Here is a 22,331-nt window from a genome sequence, read left to right as displayed (position 1 = left end):
GCTCCACCGTCGAGTATCTGCTTGCGCATGCGGCCTGTCCCGACGAACGCCGTATCCGAGGCCGAGCGATCGCGGCCCCGTCACGAGGAGAGCGACCAGCACTTCATCCTCTATGGCATGACGTGGAAGGACTACGAGATCCTCCTCGCCGTACGGGGGGACCGGGCCGGCGTGCGCATGTACTACCTGAACGGAGCGATCGAGCTGATGCGCCCGTCTCGCGGTCACGGTGGCGTCAAAACGACCATCGCGCGGCTCCTCGAGGCCTATTGCGACGAGCGCGGCATCGAGCTCAGCGGATATGGCGCGTGGACGCTCCGCAACGCGCCGAAGGAGCGCGGGGCCGAGCCCGACGAGTGCTACATCGTCGGCGCTACGAACAAGGAGGTTCCGGACCTGGCCATCGAGGTCGTCTGGACGCACGGAGGTCTCGACAAGCTCGAGATCTATCGAGGGCTCGGCGTCCCCGAGGTCTGGGTGTGGGATCGCGAGGAGGGCCTCCGCGTCTTTGCGCTCTCGGGCGAGCGGTATGAGCCCCGCGCGCGGAGCGCGTTCCTCCCCGAGCTCGACCCTGCGTGGCTCGCGGGCTTCCTCGAGCAGCCGACGCAGAGCCAGGCCGTCCGCGCGCTGCGCGCGGCGCTGCGGTGAGGCAGGCGTCGTCATCACCGCGGCGCGCGGCCGCGCTGCACCTCAGGCCCTTCGCGCCGCGCGCGGCGTGATCCTGTACCCCTTCCGCGCCAGCGCATACCGGAACCCGGCCTGAAGGTCCCGGTGCGTGGAGAGCTGGCCGAGCTCGATGCCGAGATCGATGACGGTGCGCGCGACGCCGGGCGAAGCGCCGACGACGCTGCACTCGGCCCCGAGGAGCTGCGCGGCGCGCGTGGCCTGGAGCAGGTGGCTCGCCACCGCGGTGTCCACCGAGGTGACGCCGGTGATATCGATGATCACGAACTCGGCCTGGTGCCGCTCGATCGCGCGGATGAGCGACTCCATCAGCTGCGCGCCGCGGGAGCTATCCATCTGGCCGACGAGCGGGACGACGAGGATGCCCGGGTGGATGGGGATGCTCGGCGTCGAGAGCTCCTGGATGAGCTCGAGGAGCCGCCGCTGGGTCTCGAGGAGGATCGCCTCGTGGCGCTTGGCGTCCTCGATCTTCTTGCGCTCGGTGATGTCCTCGATGATCCCGAGGAGATAACGGCCCTTTCCCTTGGCGGGCTCCATGGGGATCCACCGGGCATGGCCGATCCGGGGCCCGAGGCGCGACGAGGAGACGTGGATCTCGGGCATCTCGACCGGCACGCCCCCCGCGAGGACGGCGCGGCTCTCGGCGTCGATCTTCGCGGCCAGCTCCTTCGGCAAGTAGTCGGCGAGGCACTTGCCGATCAGCTCTCCCGGCGCGTAGCCGTGGAACTCCTCGAATCTCCGGTTCACCCGCACGTAGCGGAGCTCCGCTTCCTCCTTGACGAAGAGCAGGATCGGGAGGTTGTCGATGATGGCGTCGAGGACGACGCGCGTGCCCTCGAGCGACGCCTCCGTCGCCCGGCGCTGGGTGACGTCCTCGTAGAGCACGGCGAGGCACCGCTCTCCCAGGGGGAACGACCACGTCGTGAAGGCGCGCGAGCCCTCCTCCGCGGGCAAGACCACCTCGCTCTCGGCGGCGCGGCCGCTGCGGATCTGCTCCGCGTAGCGCTGCGGAAGGCCGACCCGGCGCAGGCTGGGGACGCTCTCGTCCATGGTCTGGCCGACGATCGCCGCCGTGGGCCTGCTCGAGATCCGCTCGGCGGCGGGGTTCCTGTAGCTGTACCGGAGCGACCGGTCATCCGCCGGGTCGTCGAGGGTGAGGAACGTGCAGCCGAGCTGCATCGACGCGATCACCTGCGCGCAGCGGCGCTGGTGCTCCCGGGCGCGGCGCTCGCCCAGGTCGATGAGGCGGAGCAGCGCGCCGCGACCGCCGCCGATCGAGCAGGAGAGCCCGCGGAGCGCCCAGGCCGGCGCGCCCGAGCCGTCGCCCGGCAGCTCGATCTCGGCGCGGTCGATCTCGCCCGAGAGGAGCGCCTGGATCCGGGCGAGGTCGACGGCCGCGGGGGATGGGGGCAAGAGCACGCGATCGCCCTCCGGCGACAGCGGCAGGATCGGCGCTCCCGCGCCCGCGAGGAGCCGCTCGAGCGGCTCGTTCTTGCACCGGATGGCGCCCCGCGCGTCGATGATGAGCGCGGGGTCGTCCAGGGCCTCGATCAGCGGCCGCGGATCGATGCACAAGATCTCTTCTTTGTCGCCAGCTGCCGTCTGCACCAACTCCACCCCCGTTGCGCGTCGTGCGTGGCCGAGCGCGGTCCTCGCCCCTGGATGGTCGTCCGGAGCGCATCATCGCGCTGTTCTTGGAGTTGTGCACTCCCCGAATCGGGGGCGGGCCCGGGAGACGGCGGCTAGCGGGCGGGGATCGCGCTCGTCAATACCACTCTCCGCCGAGCCCGAGCGTGAAGCTGAAGGTCGTGCCCTCGGGCAGGAACACCGGGTGGAGCTCGGCGGCCAGGGCGAACCCGCTGCGCCGCGGCCCGTCGCCGGACAGGCCGCCGAGGATGAGGGCGCCCCGCGCGTGCGCGCCGAAGTACCAGTCCGAGGTGCTGGCGCAGCCGGCGCCCGACTCGAGGCCCGCGAGCGTCGCGGAGCAGCTCGCGACGGCCACGTAGTCCATGGATGGCCCTGCGCCGAAGTCGAGGACATGAAACAAGGTGAAGCTCGCGAGGAGCGAGTTGTAATCGATGAACCCCGCCTCGAACCCCGCGCTGTTGTCGGTGCTCTCGGGGGTGAGCGTCAGCATGGGGGTGTTCTGGTAGTAGATCCCGAACAGGTGATTGATCTGGAGGCCGAGCCGGCCCGTCCACGCGAAGACGCCGCCGGTGCCCGTCGGCGCTTTGATGACGCCGCCGCCCAGCGTGCTGCCATACCGGAGCCGGACGCCGTCCCGCTCCTCGTCCTCGGGCTCCTTGTCCCCGTGCTCCTTGTCCTGCGTCTTCTCCTCCGGCTCGGCCGGTGAGGGCTCCGGCTCGTCCACGGTCACCGGGCCCGCCACCGGGGGCGGCGGCGCAGCGCTCGGACGCGCCGGCTGGTTCCGGGGCGGACGCGGAGCGACCGGTGGCGCGGGCGCGACGGGCGGCGGCGGTGCGGGCGCGACCGGCGGCGGCGGCGCGGGCGCGACCGGCGGCGGCGGCGCGGGCGCGACCGGCGCTGTGGGCGAATACGGCGGCGCGGGCGAATACGGCGGCGCGGGCGCAACCGGCGGAGGCGGCGCGGGTGCGACCGGAGGCGGCGCCGGCGCTGCGGGCGGCGGCGCCGGTGCGGGCGGGACCGGCGGCGGCGATGGCGACGGGATCGGCGTGGGCGCAGGCGCAGGCGGTGGCGCCGGCGCGGGCGGGACCGGCGGCGGGGACGGGGACGGCGTGGGCGCCGGCGACGGCGGCGGCGGCGGCGCTGGTTGCGCGGAGGCAGACGGAAGCGGTTCCGGAGGAGGAGGCGGCGGGAGGGGAGCGGCGTCCTGGGTCAGGGCCGTCGCCGAGACCGCCAAAGGAACGGTGAGCGCCGCAAGCGCGGCAAGCCAGCGAGGGGATGTCATCCGGTTTTCCTCGACGCGCTCCTCGCGGCCGTCAAGCGCGCGAAGGTGCGAGCTGTGGGCCGCGGTACGCAGGCGTGATGATCCCCCCGTACGCCAAGAAACGCCAGCCCACGGATCGCCGCCCGATGAGCCCCACATCCCCATCCCTCCACTTTTCATCACGGAGCGCGGCGGCTCCGGCCACCAGCCCCCTCGAGCCATGCGTCGAGACCCCAAAGCCCTTCTGTGCGGCATCAGCCCCCTGCTCGGGATCCTCCTGTCCGTCGCCTGCGTGGGGGAATCTTTCCACCAAGACGCGAACGGCGATGGTGGCGCTGGGAGCGTCCAAGCGTCGACCGGCGCGGGCGACGGCGGCGCAGGCCTCGTGGGCCCAGGCAGCACCGGCAGCGCGGCAGGGCACGGCGCCGGTGCGGGGGACAGCGCCAGCGCGGGCGGCGGCGACGGCGGCAGCGCGGGCGACGGCGGCAGCGCCGGCACGGGCGACGGCGACGGCGACGGCGACGGCGGGGCGGCCGCGGGGCGGCCGTGCAAGCGCGGCATCGCGTACGGGTACCACTCGGTCGCCGACCTCTCGGCCCTCTCGGCCAGCGTCGGCTGGTGGTACAACTGGGCGACCGTCCCCGACGAGGCGCTCCGGGGAGGCGCCTACGTCGACCTGGGCGTCGACTTCGTGCCGATGGTCTGGGGCGGCCGCTTCGACGCCGACCAGGTCAAGGCGGCGATCCCGAGCGGGGCGAAGTACCTCCTCGCGTTCAACGAGCCGAACTTCTTCGCTCAGGCCAACCTCTCCGCCGCCGAGGCCGCGGCGCTGTGGCCACAGCTCGAGGAGATCGCCGACGAGAAGGGGCTGAAGCTCGTCTCGCCGGCCGTGAACTTCTGCGGCGGCGGCTGCCACGAGACCGATCCGTTCGCGTACCTCGACGCCTTCTTCGCCGCGTGCGAGGGCTGCCGCGTCGATTTCATCGCGGCGCACTGGTACGCTTGCGACAGGCCGGCGCTCGAGTGGTACCTCGGCGAGCTCAAACGCTACCGGCGCCCGATCTGGCTGACCGAGTTCTCGTGCGGAGACGGCGCGGATCGGTCGCCCGAAGCACAGGCGGCGTACATGCGAGAAGCGGTGCCCCTCCTCGAATCGGACCCCGACGTCTTCCGGTACGCCTGGTTCTCCGGGCGGACCGACGCGATCCCCAACGTGGACCTGCTCGGCGCGAGCGGGGAGCTCACCGCGCTCGGCGAGCTCTACGTCTCCCTGCCCCACGCGGAGAGGTGCAGCCAGTGACCGCCCGCGCGGCGGTCGCTCCGTCGACCCCGCCGCCCGCCGGCGCGGTCTCCGCCGTCGCCGCGGCCGGCCTCCAGGGCGCGCCGCTCGATTTCGACGAGGTGTACGAGGAGACCTTCCCCTTCGTCTGGCGGACCGTGCGCCGCCTCGGCGTGGACGCGTCCGCGCACGAGGACGTGTGCCAGGAGGTGTTCGTGGTCGTGCACCGGCGGCTCCCGGAGTTCCGGGGCCGCTCGTCGCTGAAGACGTGGGTCTTCGGGATCGTGGTCAACGTCGTGCAGACGCACCGGAGATCGCTGCGCCGCAAGAGCCCCGCCCACCGCGGGACGGGAGAGACGGTGGATCCGGAGCAGCTCGCGGGGCCGAGCGACCTCAGCCCCGACGAGGCCATGACGAGGGCGGAGGCCGCGCGCGTGGCGCACGACCTCCTTGCGTCGCTCGACGAGGAGAAGCGCGTGGTGCTCCTCCTCGCCGAGCTGGAAGAGATGCCGGCGACGGAGATCGCTCAGGGTATCGGCGTGAACATCAACACCGTATATGCGCGGCTGAGGGCCGCTCGACAGGCATTTTCCGACGCGGTGCGCCGCCACCACGCCAGGATCCGAGGAGGCCGCAATGGATGAGCTGGGGCCTGGGGAGCGGGCGCTCCTGAACGCCCTCCGCGACGAGGACGAGCCGACCGACGACGACCGGCGGCGGATGCGCGCGGCCGTGTGGGCGAGGCTCGGCCTCGCCGGGGCGGCGGCCACGGCCGTGATCGCGAGCGCCAACGGCGCCGCGGGGGCCGGCGCCGTCGGCTCGGTGAGCGCCGGGGCCGGAAGCGCCGCGAGCGCCGCGGCGGCGCACACGGTCGGCTCCACCGCCGCGGGCGCGGCCGCGAGCGGTGCGGTCGCGAAGGGGGCGGCCGTCACGCTGCTCGGCGCCCCGCTGAAGATCGGGCTCGCGACGCTGATCGTGGGCCTCGCGACGGGCGCAGCGCTCTACCACCCGGCGTCGGGCGAGGCGCCCGCGCCGCACGCGGCGGAAGCGCCGAGGCTCGCGGGCCTGGCGCCCCGAGCGCCGCACGCCTCGTCGCCCTCCGGCGCGCCGGGCGACGAGGCGCCTCCGCCCGCCGAGGCCAGCGCCTCTGCCGAGGAGAGCGCCTCCGCCGAGAGCAGGGCCGCCGCGCAGGCCAGCGCCTCTGCCGGGGCGAACGCCCCTCCCCCGGCCAGCGACGCCGCCCAGGCCAGCGCCGCGCCCGGGGCCGGCGCCGCCGCCCAGGCCAGCGCCGCGCCCGCGGCGACCGTCGCGTCGCGCGCGCCAGCGTCGCGCGCGCCGGCGCCGGGGACCGCCGCCGCGAGGCCGGGCGCCGAGGGGCTCGACGCGGAGATCGCGCTGCTGCGCGACGCGCAGCAGGCGCTGCAGGCGGGCCAGTTCGCGCAGGCGCTCTCGAAGCTGAACGAGCACGGGAGCCGCTACCCGAGGGGCGTGCTCTCGACCGAGCGCGAGGCCTCGCGCGCGATCGCGCTCTGCCGCTCCGGCCGCGCGGCGGCCGGCAGGGCGATCGCGGCGAAGCTCCTGGCGCAGAGCCCGGGCTCGCCGCTCGCGACGCGTGTGCGCGCCGCGTGCGGGCAGGAGGAGTAGAGTGCGCGGGTGCACGTCTCAAGAGCGGCCTGGGCCCCGTCGGCCCTGCAGGCGCTGATCGTCGCGGCGGGGCTGCTGCCTGCCCGCGCGCGCGCGGCGCCCGCCGAGCCGCGCGCCATCGAGCTCCGCTGGGAAGCGCCGGACGGGTGCCCGCCGGCCGACGAGGTCCGGAGCGAGATCGACCGGCTGCTGGGGACGTCGGCGCAGCGCCAGGCGATCGCGGTCGAGATCGCCGTCGCCCGCCGAGGCGGCGCGCGCCTCCGGCTCGATCTGCGCGTCCGCGCGCCGGTGCCCGGCGAGCGCGCGATCCACGGCGACGACTGCGCGGCCATGGCGCGGGCGGCGGCGCTGATCGTCGCGATGTCGATCGACCCCGATGCGGCCGCGCGGAATGCCGCCGCGCAGCCGGCGCAGCCGGCGCAACCCCAGGCGAGCGGCGGCGACGGAGCGGCCGCGCCGCCGCCCGCGCAGGGCCGCGCGCCGCGGATCCCGCCGCCTGCGGCGAGCCGGCCGCCGCCCACCGCGAGCCGGCCGCCTCCGCCGGACGAGCGCGGCGTGGAGGGGGCGCTCTGGGTGAGCGCGCAGGTCGAGCAGGCGCTCGTCCCGGCGATCGGCGTCGGGGTCGCCGCGGGCGGCGGGATCCGCGTCGGCTGGCTGCGCGCGGACGGGGCGGCCGGCGTGGTGCCGTCGAGCGCCGGCCGCATCGCCGGGCTGACCGCAGGCGCCGACTTCCGGCTCTGGTTCCTCGAGGTCGACGCGTGCGCGCGCGCCCTCGGCCGTCCCCTCGGCGTGTACGTCTGCGCGCTCGGCCGCCAGCACTGGCTCCTCGCCCGGGGGCGCGAGGTCGACGAGGCCTTCACCCGCACGGCGCCGATCTTCGCGGCCGGCCTCGGGACGCTGCTCGAGTGGCGCGTCGCCGCGCCCCTGAAGGTCGAGGGAGCGCTGCACGCCCTCGTCCCGCTGCAGCGTCCCCGCTTCGTCGTCGAGAACCTCGAGGGGACCGTCTATCGCCCCCCGGCCGCAGGTCTCAGCGCCCGCCTCGGCCTCGCGCTGGCCTTCTGAGCGTCACGGCCGATCCGGGCCGGCGCTCCACGCGGCCTCGACCGCGCAGCCGGCCAGCGCCTCGCCGTAGATGCGCAGCTCGTCGTAGCGCCCTCCGAAGTACGGGTCCTGATCGAACTGGGACCGCCCGAGCCAGTTGTTCACGTCCTGGATCGCCGAGAGCGGAAAGCCGACCGGCGCGCTGCCGAGGAGCGCGCCGTCCAGGTAGAGGGCCAGGGACGCGGCCGCGCCATCGAAGACGACGGCGACCTGATGGATCTCGCCGTCGTCGAGCGTCGGCGCGGTGGGGATCGCCACCTCGCCCGCCGCGCCGCTATCGCTCGCGAGCGCGGCGATCCCCCGCGCGTCGAAGCCCGTCGACGGCGTGATGACCAGGTAGGACTCTCCCACGCTCCCGTCGCCTTCGACGGGATCTTCGCCCCCGCTGCCGAGGCCGAAGTCGACGATGCGCATGTAAGCGCCGCCGCCGTCGCGGGCGACCCAGGCCATGACCGTGACATCGCGCAAGCCCGAGAGGAGCCCTGAGGGCAAATCGACATAATCGTCCTCGCCGTCGAGGGCGAGCACCCCTCCGCCATCGAGGCTCGCGCCGCCGAGGATCTCGCCGTCTGCGCCGCCGACGGTATCGGCGACGACCGCCCCCACACCGTCGAACGTGTACCGATGTGTGGGAGATGGCAGCGCATCACAGGGAATCATCCCACTACCCCCTCCCCCGCCGCTGCCCGCCTCACCGCCGGTGCCCGCCTCACCGCCGCTGCCCCCTTCCCCGCCGCTGCCCGCCTCACCACCGCTGGTCGCCGATACCGGGTTCATGCGGCCGACCGCGATCTCCGCTTCCGCTCCGCACCCGGACAGCCCGAGGAGCAACACCATCACCGTAGTCTTCTGCGCACAGAGCACGGCTCGATCCTAGCGCGCCCGTGCTGCCGATTTGATCACGAACGCAGCGCGCTCCGGTCACGAGGGGGTATCTGCCGATTCCACACGCGGGAGCCGACGATGACGTTCAGACTTGACCGGGTGTTCGCGCGCCCCTGGCTCGCTGCCGGGGGCTGTCTCCTGAGCATCTCGTGCACTGGCATCCTCGGGAGCGAGGACGCCCCGGAGGAAGACGCCTCCTCCGTCGCGCCAGGCGGGATGCCTCTGCACCACATGACGGCGTCGGAATACAACAACACCGTCGCCCACCTCCTGGGAACGCGCCTGAGGCCCGCGGACGGCTTCCCTGCCTTCGGCGCGAAGGGCTTCGACGCGAGCGTCAGCGCGCTCTCGAACCTGTCCCAGGTCCTAGTCCAGGGGTATTACGACGCCGCCAAGAAGCTCGCCGAGGACGCGTTCTCGAACGAGGCGCAGCGCGCGAAGATCCTCGTGTGCGACCCGGCGCAGGGCGCGGGCGACGGGTGCGCGCGCGAGATCATCGAGCGCTTCGGGCTGCGCGCCTTCCGGCGCCCGCTCGAGGCGGCGGAGGTCGAGCGGTACGCGGCGCAGTACGCGCGCGCGCGGAGCACCCTCGAGATGTCGCCGGTCGAGGCGGTGCAGCACGTCGTCCGGGCCCTGCTGACATCGCCGCATTTCCTCCTGCGGATCGAGGCGGGCCCCGATTCGGAGCGATCGCCGGGCGCCCTCAACGGCTACGAGATCGCCTCGCGCCTCTCGTACCTGCTCTGGAGCTCGCTCCCGGACGAGGAGCTCTTCGACGCGGCGGAGGGCGATCGCCTGGCCACCGAGGACGAGCTCCGGCAGCAGGTGGACCGGATGCTGAACGACCCGAAGAGCGCCGCCTTCTTCCAGAACTTCTTCGGGCAGTGGCTCGGCACGCGCACGCTCCCCAGCCACAACGTCGACGCGTCCCTGTTCCCGCTCTGGAACGACGACGTGAAGGGCGCGATGGTCGATCAGGCCAACGCCTTCTTCGCCGAATTCACGACCGGCGGGCGGCCGTGGTCCGAGTTCCTCACGGCGCCCCACCCGGACAGCCCGCGGCTCGCGCCGCTCACCGCGAGCGACCCCGAGGGCGTCCGCGGGGGATTCCTCACGCTCCCCGCGTTCCTCACGCTCTCGTCGCGCGCCGATCGCACCTCGCCCACGTCCCGCGCGAAGACGATCCTGGCGCAGCTCTTCTGCGTGCCCCTGGCGCCGCCCGCCAACGTGGACATCCCCGAGCTCGACGCCCCGGGCAGCGGCTCGGGCCCGGTCGACAACGTCCGCGCGAAGCTCGAGAAGCACCGCGAGTCGCCCGACTGCGCGAGCTGCCACGACCTGCTCGACCCGATCGGGCTGAGCCTCGAGAACTTCGACGCGATCGGCGCCTATCGGACCGAGTACCCGAACGGCGATCCGATCGACGCGACGGGCAAGCTCGAGGACACGGAGTTCCAGGACTTCTCCGGCCTCCTGCCGAAGCTCCAGGGAGACCCGCAGCTCGGGGTCTGCCCCTCCGAGCAGCTCTTCACCTACGCCCTGCGCCGGCGCCCGGCCGGCGCGGACATGTCCACGTTCCGGGAGATCGCCGCGCGCTGGGACAGCGGCACGATCGCGGATCTCGTGAAGCACGTGGTGATCAGCGACGCCTTCCGCCTCCGCGGCGGGAAGGGCGAGGCGCAGTGAGGCCGCGGGCGAGTTTGTCGAAGGACACCGGTCACGAAGGAGCGATGCGCACATGAAACGCTTGATGACACGCAGGAACCTGTTGCGCGGCGCGGGCGTCTGCCTGGCGCTGCCGTTTCTCGAGAGCCTCGCGCCGCGCCGGGCCCGCGCGGGGGAGCCCGGCACCCCGAAGCGCTTCGTGCTCTGCACCTTCCCGAACGGGGCGCCCCACCACTGGTGGGAGACGGCGCCCGCGTTCGGCAAGACGCTGAAGGGCGCCGACTTCAAGCTGCCGAGGGTGCTCGAGCACTTCGCGCCGGTGAAGTCGAAGATGCTCATGATAAGCCGCCTCGGCAACTACACCTGGAGCAAGGAGCAGAACCCGTTCATCGAACCGTCCCATTCGCGCTGCGCCGCCGCGCTGTCGACCTGCGTCGACGCCGATCAGCTGGGGAGAGACGCGGGGCAGGACCTCGGCGAGTGGGTGGGCAACGGCGTCTCGGTCGACCAGCTCATCGTCCAGAAGGCCGGCCCGGAGCAGGCGACCCGCATCCCGTCGCTGCAAACGGGGCTCGGGGTCAAGCCGGGCTTCTTCGACGGGCGCAGCTACGCCTACAACCAGGCCGTCTCCTGGAAGAGCCCGCGCGAGCCGCTCAAGCGCTCGGTCAACCCGAAGGCGGTGTTCGACGCGCTCGTCAGCGCGGGCGCGGCGCCCGCGGCGCCCGTGCCCGGGCAGACCGACGAGCAGGCCAGGATCGAGGCGGAGCGCCGCGCGGCGACCGAGAAGAGCGTCATCGACACCGTGCTCGCGGACGCGAACTCGCTCATGAACCGGGTCGGCTCGGACGATCGCAAGATCGTCCAGCAATACCTCGACTCGCTGCGCGAGATCGAGAAGAACGTGACCCGCGTCCAGTCGACGATGACGCCGGGGCAAGGGAGCCTCGGCTGCAGCCCGATCCGCGAGCCCGGCGTCGTCCCAGAGCCGCCCGGACAGCAGGAGGGGCTCAACGAGAACGACAGCACGGAGGCCGGCGAGTACAAGCACGACGATCACGCGAACGTCATGATCGATCTCATCGTCATGGCCATTCAATGCGACGTGACCCGCGTCGTCACCCACATGCTCGACGACGCGCGCTCCGAGTTCGAGTACCGGTGCATCCCGGCGGACGTCCGCGCGAAGGTGGGCCTCGAGTACCGGCAGGGCAGCAGCCTCCATTATCACTCCTGCCAGCACGGCCCGGGCAACCTGGGCAGCACGAACGAGGGCGGCCGCTACGCGGTCGTCGAGGAGAGCAACCTCGACTTCGCGGCGATCAACTGCTGGCTCGGCCAGAAGACGGCGCAGCTCGCAGAGCGGCTCGCCGCGATCCCCGAGGGCGACGGGACGGTGCTCGACCACTGCGTGATGGTGTACATGAGCGAGATGCGTACGCACGATCACGACGCGTACGATCTGCCCATCGTCCTTCTGGGCGGCGACGGCGTCTTCCTGAACGACGCGCACGTCGCCTACGACGCGCTCGGAAGCGATCGCCAGCTCCGCGATCTGTGGTTCACCATCATGAACCAGTACTACGGCCTGGGCGTCGCGTCGTTCGGCGAGGATCGCCGCGGCGAGCCGAACCGGCTGCTCGAGGAGATCCTGCGCTAGCGCGGGGGATCGCGGTCTTTCTGGATAGGCTCACGTCGGAGGGTAGCGCGATGATCGAACGCCGCTCACGTCGGCTATTGTCTCGGGGTCTCCACGTCGCGCTCGGGCTGCTCGCGGCCTGCGCAGCAGGGCTCGGGTGCTCGGGCGACCCGTCGCCGGCGTCTCCCCCGCCGGGCGGCGGGGGCGCTCCGCCGGGCGGCGCGGGCGGCGGGGGCGATCCCCCTCCCGCGCCGTGCGTGGAGGCGGACGGCGGGCCGGCGCTGCCGCAAGCGTTCGCCCTCAACTGCGGCGGATGCCACAGCGCCCACGGCGACACGAGCGGCGGGTTCCCCGATCTGTTCGCCTTCGACGGCTCCCAGGAGGCGTTCGCGGCGCAGGTGCGCACGGGCAGCGGCCGCATGCCGGGCTTCGGCGAGCAGGCGATCACGTCGGCCGATATCGAGGCCATCTACGCCTATTTCTCCTCTGGAGCGCCGCCCGCCGCGACCTGCCCCGGCGGCGAGGTCGACCCCGGCGAATGCTCCGGCGTGAGCGGCCAGATAGCCCCCCTGTTCCCGGCGGTCGCGGGCGGCAAGGCGATCACCACGACGGCCGCGGACGGGACGATCACGCTCGAGGCGGCGGGGCGCGTGCGCGGGCGCCACGAGCGAGAGGAAGAGTTCAGCCCGTTCCAGCCGCGCTATTTCGAGAACCGCAGCTACAAATTCATCGTCGAGGACGCGATCCCGGCGGGGGGCAGCACGGTCAAGTTCACCTGGCTGCCGAGCGCGAAGGCGTCGGACACCCAGGTGATCAACTTCCGCTGCTGGTACACGGGCGACGGCAACGTGTTCCACTCGAACAACGGCATGGATCGCATCACGAGCACCCACTGGGAGTTCGTCGTGGATCGCAATGCCAGGGAAGGCAGGGAGATCCGCGAGGGCGATCTGCTCGAGTTCGAGTTCGGCGTGTTCCTCGACCCGGCCACCGTCGAGGGGAGGACCAGCTATTACAGCGACACGTTCCGCTACCGCGTCGGCAGCGGCGAGCTGACGCCGTTCGACGCGCCGAACGAGGCCGCCCTGTCGGGCGGAGACGGGACGATCCCGTACATCTACGCGGAGCCCCACCTCTATTTCGAGCAGATGGCGCTGAACATCCAGGAGGGCTCGATCCAGCGCTTCCTCGAGGGGCGCCGCCTGTTCCACACGGACTTCGCCACCGGCGAGCACACCGAGGGCGGCAATCCCGTCTTCGACGAGCACGCGGGCAAGGCGGGGCCGCTCTCGAACCAGACCGCGTGCGTGGGCTGTCACCTCAACAACGGTCGCGGCGCCCCGCCCGAGCCCGGCGAGGCGATGGAGACCGCCGTCGTGAAGCTGTTCGGCGCCGGGGCGGGCGCGGACGGCAAGCCCACGGCAGACCCGATGTACGGCCGGCAGCTGCAGGACAAGGGGCTCGACGGGAGCCCCGGCGAGGGCACGGCCACCGTGGCCTACGCGGAGGAGCCCGGGCAGCTCCCCGACGGCACGCCGTATATCCTGCGCAAGCCCACGTTCCGCTTCGACGGGCTCTCCGCGGGGCAGATCGCGAGCTACTCGGTCCGCGTCGCCCGGCCGGTCGTGGGCATGGGCCTCCTCGAGGCGATCGCGGAGGAGGCGGTGCTCGAGCGCGCGGACGGGATGGACTGCAACCAGGACGGCATCTCGGGCCGTCCGAACCTGATCCCGGATCCGGTCTCGGGGGTGTTGCGGCTCGGGCGCTTCGGCTGGAAGGCGGGCAAGGTGAGCGTGCCCCACCAGGTCGCCGACGCGCTCGTCGCGGACATGGGCGTGACGACGAGCCTGTTCCCGGTCGAGGAGTGCGGCGAGAAGCAGGCGGGCTGCCAGGCCGGCGCGAGCGGGACGCCGGAGCTCTCCGATGAGGATCTCGACAGGATGGCGGCCTACATGCGCGTGCTCGGCGTGCCGCCGCGCCGCGACACGACGGACCCGGCGGTCCAGCGCGGCGAGGTGCTGTTCAGCCAGGCAGGGTGCGCGAGCTGCCATGTCCCCTCGATGAAGACGGGCAGCCATCACCCGTTCGTCGAGCTGCGCGATCAGATCATCCACCCGTACAGCGATCTGCTCCTGCACGACATGGGCGAGGCGCTCGCGGACACGTCGACGAGCGATCACCTGGCGGGGCCGCGCGAGTGGCGGACGCCGCCGCTCTGGGGCATCGGGCTGCTCGAGGCGGTGAACGGCCACACCCAGCTCCTGCACGACGGCCGCGCGCGGGACGTGGTCGAGGCGATCCTGTGGCACGGCGGCGAGGCGGACGCCGCGAAGCAGCGCTTCATGGCGCTCCCGCGGGGAGACCGCGACGCCGTCGTCGCCTTCCTTCGCTCGCTCTGAGCGCTCAGAGCCCCGAGCGGCGCGCCATCTGCTTCGAGATCCAGCGCATCGGGCCGGGCGCCACGCGGGCGGCGAGGCTCGCCGTCTTCACGAAGAGGCTCGTCTCCAGGACGTCCCGGCGCGCCTCGACGGCGCGCACGATCCCCTCGGCGACCTCCTCGGGGCTCTGCGGCTTGTGGCCCGGCGGGCGGTAGCCGACGTTGTCGTCGGTCACCACCGCGTTGGCGTGGAACGGCGTCGCGACCGGGCCCGGGCGCACCACGAGCACGCGCACGCCCCGCGACGCGAGCTCCGCGCGGAGCGACATCGAGAGCGCCTCCAGCGCGAACTTCGACGAGGCGTACGCGCCCATCCGCGGGGCGGCGACGAGCCCCGCGACCGAGGAGACCATGACGATCGTCCCCTTCGCGGCCGAGAGGGGCTCGATCGCGAGCTGCGCGAGGCGCACGGGCGCGACGACGTTGAGCCGGTAGATCGCCTCGAGCTCGGCGGGGTCGATCTCGAGCGACGGCGCGTAGTAGCCGCGCCCGGCGTTGTTCACCAGCACGTCGAGCCGGCCGTACGCGCCGAGCGTCCGCTCGCAGAGCGCCTTGCGGTCCTCCTCGGCGGTCACGTCGCCGGCCACGCCGAGGGCGTCGCCGCCCGCCGCGCGCACCTCCTCGACCACGCGATCGAGCGCCTCGCGCCCGCGCGCGCTCAGCACCACGCTCGCCCCGCGCTTCGCCCAGGAGAACGCGAGCGCCCGACCGATTCCGCTGGATGCACCGGTGATGACGACGACGGGAGCCATGTCGGCGGGAGTATAGGCGCTCCGGACGGCGGGGGACAAATTGCTGCCGGCGGCCGCCGGCCGCGCGGGCAGGGGCGGCCAGCCGGCGGTCGTGCTCCGGCGTCCCCGCTCGCGGACGCACCTCCCCGGAGGCGCGCCGCCTGCCCTCGCCAAAGCGGCGGCGCCGTGCGCTGACGTTCTACCGATCCGGCACAGGACCGTCGCAGCGCTGCCAGACGAATCGACCTCGTTGCATACGCTGCGCCGACCGACGACAACACGATTGCGCCATCATCAACGGAAACGCGTCGGTAACACGTAACACAATCTTCGCGCATTTCGTTGGTGCGCCGACTATATTCCCCCGCACACGAAGCCGCCGGGGGGAACGGCTGCCGTCTCCCCGCATAGCGAGCTATGACGTGTAGGTCTCGATTGCATCGACGCGCCCGAACCGCGCCGAGGCTTGAGCGTTCGAGCGCCTCACCAGTGCATTTTGACGCGGGGTGACCGGCAGAGGCAGGAGCGCGGCTCGTCCTCGCTCCGCCGGCTGGCAGCGCCGCGATGGCAGTTCGCGATCGTGGGGGTGACCCGAGCCGGTCCGGCCATCAGATCCATGCAGCCATGGCCGTTCGTACAACCTGTTTGGCGGGACCGGCCGGCGCGCGGTCTCGGCGTTGCGTTCTCATCGCGCGCGCCTGGCGCCGACACCCCACCGAACCGCGGGACGTGATTCGCTCCGCGGCGACAGGGCTCATCTTACGAGCAAACAGGTGCGAATCGACATAGGACGGAATCCGTATCCGGGGAGGGAATGGGGGACGCACCGTGTGTGCGCGCAGTTTGCCAACGCAGTTTCGAACGGGGCGCCGAGCGGGATCGTGACGGGCCGCTGACGAGCGTGAGCGCGAAGGGGCAGCGATCGAGAGCGCGCGTAGCGAGGCTCTCGACGAGAAACGCCGGTGCGGGGCGCAGCCGCGGCATTCACAGATTCGTAACAGGAGATCTCGCGCGACGCGCTCAACCTCAAACCCTGACGGAGAATGAAATGAAGAAAAAGTCGATTGTTGCCTTGTCGATGATGGTCGGCGCCGCCCTCGTGGCGCAGGCGGATCGCGCGAGCGCCGGGCATTGCCCGGCGGCGTCCGTGGGAGACATCACGGAGTACGCCATTCCTTCGGGCGCCTCGCCGGGGGCCATGACCTTCGGCCCTGACAACCGCGTCTGGTTCACCGAGCCCACCGCCAAAAAGATTGCGGCCGCGGATTCCAACGGCAACGTGACCGAGTACCCACTCGCGGCCGGCGCGAACCCGTTCGCCATCACCCTCGGTCCGGATGGCCGGATCTGGTTCACCGATACGGGGAGAAACCTGATCGGGGCGATCACGAAGAGCGGCGTCGTGACCGAGTACGCTATCCCGACGAGCAACTCGCTCCCGGCCGCGATCACGCTGGGGTTCGACGGGAATCTGTGGTTCACCGAGACCCTCGGCAACAAGGTCGGACGCATCACGCCGGCCGGGGTGATCACCGAGTTCGCGCTGCCGACCGCCAATAGCCAACCGCGCGGGATCGCGGCTGGAATCGACGGAAAGCTCTGGGTCGCGGAGTCGCGTGCGAACAAGATCGCGCGGATCAGCACGTCCGGGGCCGTGACCGAGTACCCGCTGCCGGCCGGGGCCGTGACCCCCAACGCGATGACGCTCGGGCCCGACCTCAAAATCTGGTTCACCATGGCGGGCAAGATCGCGAAGATCGACACCCACGGGACCGTGACGGAGTTCGCGCTTCCTGCGGCGAGCCGCGCCCCCGCGAACATCACCCTCGGGGTGGACGGCAATCTCTGGTACACGGATCAGTCCGCGAACAAGATCGGACGCGTCACCACGAGCGGCGTCGTCACCGAGTTCGATCTCCCGCTCGCCAACTCTCGCCCGTTCGGGATCACGCTGCTCCCGTCGCTCCAGGGGTGCGGCCTCCTCGACATCTGGTTCACCGAGCGGCAGGGGAGTCGCCTCGGCAAGATCCGTGCGGTGACCACCCGCTGAGCGGCACCCGTCGCGAGAGATAGAGACTTGACCGCCTGCCGGCGAGCGCTTCGGCGGCCAGGCGGCCCTCGCTGAATTGTTGGCTTGATAGATGCGCTCCGTGCGCCGAGATGTTCGAGGTGCACGGGCGCACCGTCACTCTGAACGATGGAGATGAACATGAACAAGATGGGTAAATTGGTTCTTTCGGCGCTTTCTGTCGTCAGCTTCGCGGCGTGCGCCGTGAACAGCACGGACCAGGCAGAGGTCGTGGGCGAGTCGGAGCAGGCGCTGGTCAACACCCTGACAACCACCAATGGCTTCTTCGGATCGGACACGCTGCGCAACGTGATCACGCAGGCGGTCTTGGAGTCGGGGGCGAACCTCACCTACCTCGGTACCGGGTCGGGCAACGGCGAGAACTGCCTGCGCGGCAGCGCGCCCTCGCCCGGCGTGGCTTATGAAGGCGTGAATTACTGCAACGGGACCGTGGAACAGACGATCGCGCCGATGTCCCGGCCCCTGAAGAACCCTCAGGAATGTGAGGCACAGCATGCCGTCGGGAAGGACGCCATCGCGCTCTGGACGAAGTCCACCCAGACCGCCGACGACCTGGCGCATGACGATGTCGCAGATGCGTTCTGCGGGACCCACCTCAACGGAAGCGGTAAGAGGGACGGGACCGTATGCCCCGTCGACCTGTGGAGCGAGATCTCCCCTGGGGGGTCGACGAACCCCTCGCACCCCATCGTGCTCGTCCGCCGCGACGACGCTTCGGGCACGACCGAGGTCTTCAAGGAGAAAAACAACTGCTCGGCGTTCTGCTCGAATGTCAAGGTTGTGGAGGACGGCGGCCCCGGGATCGGATGCCGGTACACGGACGACGCGCCGGGGACCTCTTCGATCACGGGCGCGGGGATGCCGGGCCCGGGCCCCTGGCTCGCCTTGGTGACCGACTCGGTCACCGATTGCATCGGCAAGATCGCCGCGAGCAACGCCGACGTGCTCGCGTACGCCGGCCTCGATGCGGACGAGTCGGGTAACAAGGCGCTCGAGATCGACGGCGTGGAGCCGGAGGCGGAGACCATCCGCGATGGCTCTTACTACTATTCTCGCTGCCTGTTCATCAACGAGGGCTGCGGAGATCGCGATCCCGAAGAGTCTGTCTTCATGGACTGGGTCTTCAATACCGACTCGGTGAGGTTCGAGGAGGTTCTGGAGGATCACGAATTCTTCGCGTGCACGGATCTGGAGGACCCGGGTCACGAGCCGTTCGACTGCACCTGCAACTGATTCATCTCCTCCTATTGTCCCAAGAGCTCACCGGTCGCGTCGTGATCGCGGAGCACCTCGCCGTGCGCCGGACTTCATGAGTCGAGCGCGTCGTTCTTGCCTCCAGGCGAGAGTGGCCGTGTACCAGTAGCATCCCTGGCCGGCGAGCGGCGTTGCTCGGTTCGTCTTTGACGTCGTGCAGCCGCTCAATCACCTCACTCTCAGCCTGACCGGCGATAGCAAGCTCTCGCGCGCCCATCGCGAGCTCGCGCAGAGCCTCCCAAATTCATGACCTTGCGCAGGCGCGGTCCCCTATCTCATCACCCGCTGAGCGCCGTGCGCCGCGAGAGATAGCGACTTTGCCGTCTAGCACGGATCGGTGCGCATCGACGTACCCGCGCACGAGGATGTGAGACCCAGCGAAGAGCCTATGCCGCGCCGCGCGCTCAGCGTTCAGCCCTTGCAAGGCTCGCCGACACAAAAGCTCCAACCCGCTGTTGCCCGAGCAGCTGGGCATACAATTATTCCGTGTCCTCGCGTCGCGTCCGGAACCTCTCCGGGCGCGGCGTTTCGCGCAGTGCGCTCCGGCGGTCGCCAGACCGTGGCCTGCGCAAGAAAGGACGCCTTCATCCCATGCGAAAAACATCCATCGTATGCGCATTCGCCGCCCTCTCGATCAGCGCTTGCACCCTCGACTCCCGCACCTCGGGCTCCGGCGACGAGGGCCCGATCGGCGAGACGGCACAAGCTATCGTCTCCGATTGCGACTACCTCAACCCCGTGTTTTGGCCGCCGCTCGCCTTGCCCGTCGACTTCGACCGCGAGCTGCTCATCCGCGACGTCGCCGTCGTCGATGACCCCTGTCGCACCACCTGGTCCGGCTTCTGCCCGTTCGGCGGTACGCCGGGCGCGTGGACCTTCGGCGCGCTCATGAGCCAGATGGCGGGCACGACGCCCCCGCAGCAGTTCGTGGCCGAGTGGCTGCATCAATGGGAGGTGCCGCTCGTCGTCAACGGCTTTACCGCACCGGCGCGGCCCGGCGTCCGGCCCGTGCTCATCGATCCCTGGCTCGTCGCCAGCGGCTGCCCGGCGGGCGCGCCCATCGTCGGCCCGGGCGCGTGCCCGCTCGATCTCCAGCAAGCGCCCTTCCGCCTACTCGCGACCCTCAACCGCGCGGATCTGCAAGACCCCATGCCCCTCTACGGCGGCCCCCCGAGCCCGGGCGAGGTGCGCTTCGTGTTCGGCATCTTCGACCTTCCGAGCGGCGGTCCCCTCCCGGCCACGGTCATCCTCGAGTACCGCCTCCCCTCGCAACGCGGCGGCGCTCCGGCCACGACCTTCGACTGGGCCAACGGCTTTCACAAGCTGAGCGATCCGTCGCTCGGCCCCATCGGCTCGCCTTCGTACCTCGCCGTGCTCGAGTCGCTGCTCACCGACATCACCTCGCCCGGGGCCGAGCCCGGCGCGCTCAACGCAGGAAGCGCCATCGGCCAGGTGCGCACCAACGAGATCGTCTTCGGGCCCGACTGGAAGCTCCGTGAGAGCACGCTTCAGCAGGTCGGCCTCGGCCCGAACGCCGCGCTGCTCCTGCCGGACACGACCAAGCAGACGCCGGACGACTCGCTCAACGCGTCGGGCGTGCTCGACGGCTACCTCGACGCCAACGCGTTCTTCACCGGATCGACGAACCTGATGGACTTCACCCAGACGCCGGTCCCGCCCTCGATGCTCGGCGGCGAGTCGACCTCGCCCCCGCCCCCGCCCGCGCCGGGGCCGTTCTGGGATCACACCCTGCCGACCCCCCTCCTCCCGGTGGAGCGCCATCACTTCGCGTTCGCCACCTGCAACGGCTGCCATAGCCCGACCGAGTTGGCGACGCCCTTCACACACATCGACCCGCGCCCGGCGGGCGCGCAGTCCGGCGTCTCGCCGTTCCTCGCCTCACCACCCATCCCCGCCGGCGGCCCCACGGGCCTGCCCGCGCCCGGCACCGAGCTCACCGTACCGGACCCGGCGGGAACGGGCGCCGTGTTCTCGTACCACGAGCCCTGGCGCCGCGTCTGTGAGACGACGCGCATCCTCAACGGCGTGGCCATGCCGTTCACGCGGGCCAACGGCGCGCATTGAGCCGATCCTTCTCCCTCGCGGACGCCGCTCGGGTCCGCCCCCGGCGCGCCGACGGCCAGACGTCTGGTCGTGCCGTCATTTGAACCTGAAGGCGGAAAGAAAACCTGAATGATCTTCCCGCCTTCCCATCTTCATGGGAACCCTCTTGGGGCCAATGACCGCACCATCCGCAGTTTCCGCGCGGGCGATGAGCCGGCCGGGACTACGACGGCCGAGCGCCGGCCAATGTCTGCGGGGTCGGGGGCGCGGGGGTCCCAGGCGCGGGCGCTGCCGCCGGCTTGCCGTTGGCCTGTCCGGCCTCGGCGGCCTTGCGGGCCTTCTCGCGCCGGGCCGCCACGCGCCGGCGCCGATCGTAGGCGCTCGTTACCTCACGGGCGATCTCGGGGTGGCGCCGGAAAACGTGCGCTGCGGTCTTCCGGATGGCGCCGACGCGCTCGACCATGAGGTGCAACATCTGGTTGCGGATCGTGGTCGCGGCGGCCGAGGTGACGCCTTCGGGGACCGCTTCCAGCGCTCGCCGTTGCAGATCCTCCGCGAGCTTCCTGGCCTCGGCGATGAGGCGCACGTCGAACTCCTCGTCCGCCTCGACCAGGCGGTCCTTGAGCGCCTCCGCGAGCCCCGCGTAATCGCGGAGCGCCTGGGAGAGGGCGCTGGAGCGCTGGCCGTCCTGCGCGTGGAACTCCTTGATGCGCGCGAGCTGCACGTCGGCGGGCTCGTCGACGTCGTCGTCCAGCAGGAACGCGAGCGCCGACTCGAGCTCATCGACAACGAACCGGGCGCGCTCTCCGACATCGGTGACCGCGGGATCGACGATGAGGAGCAGCCGCGTCTGCGCCTTCTGCACGGCGTGAACGATGGAGAGCAGCTCCTCGCTGGTCGACGCGGGCAGGCGGTTCTTGACCCGCTTGAGGCCGGGGCGATCGCCGTCGGGCTCCCAGTACTTCTCCACGAACGCCGCGGCGGCGACCGCCTCGCGCACGGCGACGTCGTACGGCACCTTCAGCGGGTTGTCGGTCCGCTCCGTCTCGGCGGCGGCCTTGACCCAGCGATCATAATCCTTTCCCTGCTTTGCCATGGCGATTGCTCGTTCCCTCCTCCTGCGTCCCGCGCCTTTCCGGCGCGGCGCGAAGCAGCAAGGATGAGCTCGCTCGCGGAGATGTCTACGACGAAAAATTGCCGGTCCGGACGCGAGCGGAGGACGCCCGGGGCGATGAGGTAGAGCCGCGGCGTACGGAGCGCGGGGGCGCGCGTCCGGATGGCCGGGGGAGGGTGTCCGGATGGCAGGGAGCGTGTCCGGATGGCCCCGTGGGTGTCCGGATGGCGGGGCGGCGTGTCCGGGTGGCCGGGGGCGTGTCCGGATGGCGGGGCGGCGTGTCCGGATGGCCGGGGGGCGCGTCCGGGTGGACAGAGGCCGGTGTGCGAGCCGAGCCCTTGTAACATCTCTGACCGGGAGCCGCGGTGACACTTCCTTGAGCCACGGCCTCGTGCTCCGGGAGGACGGGAGACAGCGACCGGACCTTGTCGACGCGACACACTCGCCGAGCTCGATATCGGACTCCCGGAACGTCGGAGGGTCGGGCAGGTTCGCAAGGCGGCCAGCTGTAACTGTAGTACGAGAGCTCGTTCATCGTGGCACGTGACTGGCGAGACGAACGCATCGATGAACTGAGGTCGAGCCGCTGAAGCATCCCCCCGAATTTTTTCGGGAAAATTCAGAGGCGTGGAGACAAAAAAATCCCACCAATCTCCCCGTTTCCCTGCCTCCCTGTTCAAATTTCCCGCCAAATGCCGACAAATGAGGGAATTTGTCAGGTCGAGCCGACGAGCACTGCGGCCGAACTCCGGGTTCAACACGGCGTCCTATGGCGCGATACAGCTTCGGCGCCGACAGCCCGAGCGGCAGCCCACCCCGCAACACCGCTCAGCATAGGAG

16 protein-coding genes are annotated in these 22,331 nt (G+C 71.3%); 11 read left to right on the top strand and 5 right to left on the bottom strand.

Annotated features, from left to right (window positions below):
• The first annotated feature begins 27 nt into the window (after positions 1 to 27).
• A complete protein-coding gene (locus NQZ70_RS09310; protein ID WP_129573904.1) occupies positions 28 to 648 on the top strand; it encodes a Uma2 family endonuclease in 621 nt (206 codons plus the stop codon).
• 42 nt (positions 649 to 690) lie between these two features.
• On the opposite strand, the gene NQZ70_RS09305 is transcribed toward NQZ70_RS09310, so the two are convergent.
• Positions 691 to 2,292 carry a PAS domain-containing protein gene (locus NQZ70_RS09305; RefSeq protein WP_129573903.1) on the bottom strand — a complete coding sequence of 534 codons (1,602 nt, stop codon included), beginning with the start codon at positions 2,290 to 2,292 and terminating at the stop codon, positions 691 to 693.
• Between the two features lie 157 nt (positions 2,293 to 2,449).
• Positions 2,450 to 3,061, bottom strand: a complete 612-nt coding sequence (locus NQZ70_RS09300) for a hypothetical protein (RefSeq protein ID WP_237245634.1) — start codon at positions 3,059 to 3,061, stop codon at positions 2,450 to 2,452.
• Positions 3,062 to 3,812: 751 nt separating this feature from the next.
• On the opposite strand from NQZ70_RS09300, the gene NQZ70_RS09295 reads away from it, so the two are divergent.
• From NQZ70_RS09295 to NQZ70_RS09280, 4 genes are read left to right on the top strand one after another with little or no spacing between them, the layout of a single operon-like run.
• On the top strand, positions 3,813 to 4,892 hold the full coding sequence (locus tag NQZ70_RS09295) for a glycoside hydrolase family protein (RefSeq protein WP_129573901.1): 1,080 nt from the start codon (positions 3,813 to 3,815) through the stop codon (positions 4,890 to 4,892).
• Positions 4,889 to 5,515, top strand: coding sequence for an RNA polymerase sigma factor (locus tag NQZ70_RS09290; protein WP_129573900.1), 627 nt, complete (start codon positions 4,889 to 4,891; stop codon positions 5,513 to 5,515). The genes NQZ70_RS09295 and NQZ70_RS09290 overlap by 4 nt, the downstream gene beginning before the upstream one ends.
• Positions 5,508 to 6,515 (top strand): hypothetical protein, encoded by a 1,008-nt coding sequence (locus NQZ70_RS09285; RefSeq protein WP_129573899.1) that lies wholly within the window; start codon positions 5,508 to 5,510, stop codon positions 6,513 to 6,515. The genes NQZ70_RS09290 and NQZ70_RS09285 overlap by 8 nt, the downstream gene beginning before the upstream one ends.
• Before the next feature lie 9 nt (positions 6,516 to 6,524).
• On the top strand, positions 6,525 to 7,577 hold the full coding sequence (locus tag NQZ70_RS09280) for a hypothetical protein (protein ID WP_129573898.1): 1,053 nt from the start codon (positions 6,525 to 6,527) through the stop codon (positions 7,575 to 7,577).
• Positions 7,578 to 7,580: 3 nt separating this feature from the next.
• On the opposite strand, the gene NQZ70_RS09275 is transcribed toward NQZ70_RS09280, so the two are convergent.
• Entirely contained in the window at positions 7,581 to 8,480 is a 900-nt protein-coding gene (locus NQZ70_RS09275; protein ID WP_237245170.1) for a LamG domain-containing protein, read from the bottom strand.
• Between the two features lie 99 nt (positions 8,481 to 8,579).
• Here NQZ70_RS09275 and NQZ70_RS09270 point away from each other — a divergent pair, with 99 nt between their 5' ends.
• From NQZ70_RS09270 to NQZ70_RS09260, 3 genes are read left to right on the top strand one after another with little or no spacing between them, the layout of a single operon-like run.
• Positions 8,580 to 10,187 (top strand): DUF1592 domain-containing protein, encoded by a 1,608-nt coding sequence (locus NQZ70_RS09270; RefSeq protein WP_129573897.1) that lies wholly within the window; start codon positions 8,580 to 8,582, stop codon positions 10,185 to 10,187.
• Between the two features lie 52 nt (positions 10,188 to 10,239).
• On the top strand, positions 10,240 to 11,823 hold the full coding sequence (locus NQZ70_RS09265) for a DUF1552 domain-containing protein (protein WP_129573896.1): 1,584 nt from the start codon (positions 10,240 to 10,242) through the stop codon (positions 11,821 to 11,823).
• Between the two features lie 50 nt (positions 11,824 to 11,873).
• Entirely contained in the window at positions 11,874 to 14,201 is a 2,328-nt protein-coding gene (locus NQZ70_RS09260) for a di-heme oxidoredictase family protein (protein WP_129573895.1), read from the top strand.
• A 4-nt stretch (positions 14,202 to 14,205) separates the two neighbouring features.
• Here the strand turns inward: NQZ70_RS09260 and NQZ70_RS09255 are convergent, their stop codons facing one another.
• Positions 14,206 to 14,991: an SDR family oxidoreductase gene (locus NQZ70_RS09255; protein ID WP_129573894.1), complete on the bottom strand. Its 786-nt coding sequence runs from the start codon at positions 14,989 to 14,991 to the stop codon at positions 14,206 to 14,208.
• Between the two features lie 1,027 nt (positions 14,992 to 16,018).
• Between NQZ70_RS09255 and NQZ70_RS09250 the strand changes: the two genes are divergently transcribed.
• The 3 genes from NQZ70_RS09250 (at position 16,019) to NQZ70_RS09240 (ending at position 20,398) form a co-directional block, all read left to right on the top strand.
• On the top strand, positions 16,019 to 17,020 hold the full coding sequence (locus NQZ70_RS09250) for a Virginiamycin B lyase (protein WP_129573893.1): 1,002 nt from the start codon (positions 16,019 to 16,021) through the stop codon (positions 17,018 to 17,020).
• A gap of 153 nt (positions 17,021 to 17,173) precedes the next feature.
• Positions 17,174 to 18,292: a PstS family phosphate ABC transporter substrate-binding protein gene (locus NQZ70_RS09245; RefSeq protein WP_207217786.1), complete on the top strand. Its 1,119-nt coding sequence runs from the start codon at positions 17,174 to 17,176 to the stop codon at positions 18,290 to 18,292.
• 612 nt (positions 18,293 to 18,904) lie between these two features.
• Complete coding sequence (locus tag NQZ70_RS09240; protein WP_129573891.1) at positions 18,905 to 20,398, top strand: hypothetical protein; 1,494 nt, start codon at positions 18,905 to 18,907, stop codon at positions 20,396 to 20,398.
• 202 nt (positions 20,399 to 20,600) lie between these two features.
• Here the strand turns inward: NQZ70_RS09240 and NQZ70_RS09235 are convergent, their stop codons facing one another.
• Positions 20,601 to 21,473, bottom strand: a complete 873-nt coding sequence (locus tag NQZ70_RS09235) for a hypothetical protein (protein ID WP_129573890.1) — start codon at positions 21,471 to 21,473, stop codon at positions 20,601 to 20,603.
• Positions 21,474 to 22,331: the final 858 nt, after the last annotated feature.

The sequence above is a fragment of the Sorangium sp. So ce836 genome, from assembly GCF_028553905.1.
Taxonomy (GTDB): domain Bacteria; phylum Myxococcota_A; class Polyangia; order Polyangiales; family Polyangiaceae; genus Sorangium; species Sorangium cellulosum_D.
Note: the sequence above shows the minus strand (reverse complement) of the source record. Positions and strands in the feature narration are given on the sequence as shown.

Excerpts from the sequence above, each read along its gene's own strand:
- NQZ70_RS09240 (WP_129573891.1), top strand. The coding sequence starts at position 18,905 with ATGCGAAAAACATCCATCGTATGCGCATTCGCCGCCCTCTCGATCAGC.
- NQZ70_RS09255 (WP_129573894.1), bottom strand. The coding sequence starts at position 14,991 with ATGGCTCCCGTCGTCGTCATCACCGGTGCATCCAGCGGAATCGGTCGG.
- NQZ70_RS09295 (WP_129573901.1), top strand. The coding sequence starts at position 3,813 with ATGCGTCGAGACCCCAAAGCCCTTCTGTGCGGCATCAGCCCCCTGCTC.
- NQZ70_RS09270 (WP_129573897.1), top strand. The coding sequence starts at position 8,580 with ATGACGTTCAGACTTGACCGGGTGTTCGCGCGCCCCTGGCTCGCTGCC.
- NQZ70_RS09245 (WP_207217786.1), top strand. The coding sequence starts at position 17,174 with ATGAACATGAACAAGATGGGTAAATTGGTTCTTTCGGCGCTTTCTGTC.
- NQZ70_RS09285 (WP_129573899.1), top strand. The coding sequence starts at position 5,508 with ATGGATGAGCTGGGGCCTGGGGAGCGGGCGCTCCTGAACGCCCTCCGC.
- NQZ70_RS09265 (WP_129573896.1), top strand. The coding sequence starts at position 10,240 with ATGAAACGCTTGATGACACGCAGGAACCTGTTGCGCGGCGCGGGCGTC.
- NQZ70_RS09310 (WP_129573904.1), top strand. The coding sequence starts at position 28 with ATGCGGCCTGTCCCGACGAACGCCGTATCCGAGGCCGAGCGATCGCGG.
- NQZ70_RS09250 (WP_129573893.1), top strand. The coding sequence starts at position 16,019 with ATGAAGAAAAAGTCGATTGTTGCCTTGTCGATGATGGTCGGCGCCGCC.
- NQZ70_RS09260 (WP_129573895.1), top strand. The coding sequence starts at position 11,874 with ATGATCGAACGCCGCTCACGTCGGCTATTGTCTCGGGGTCTCCACGTC.
- NQZ70_RS09235 (WP_129573890.1), bottom strand. The coding sequence starts at position 21,473 with ATGGCAAAGCAGGGAAAGGATTATGATCGCTGGGTCAAGGCCGCCGCC.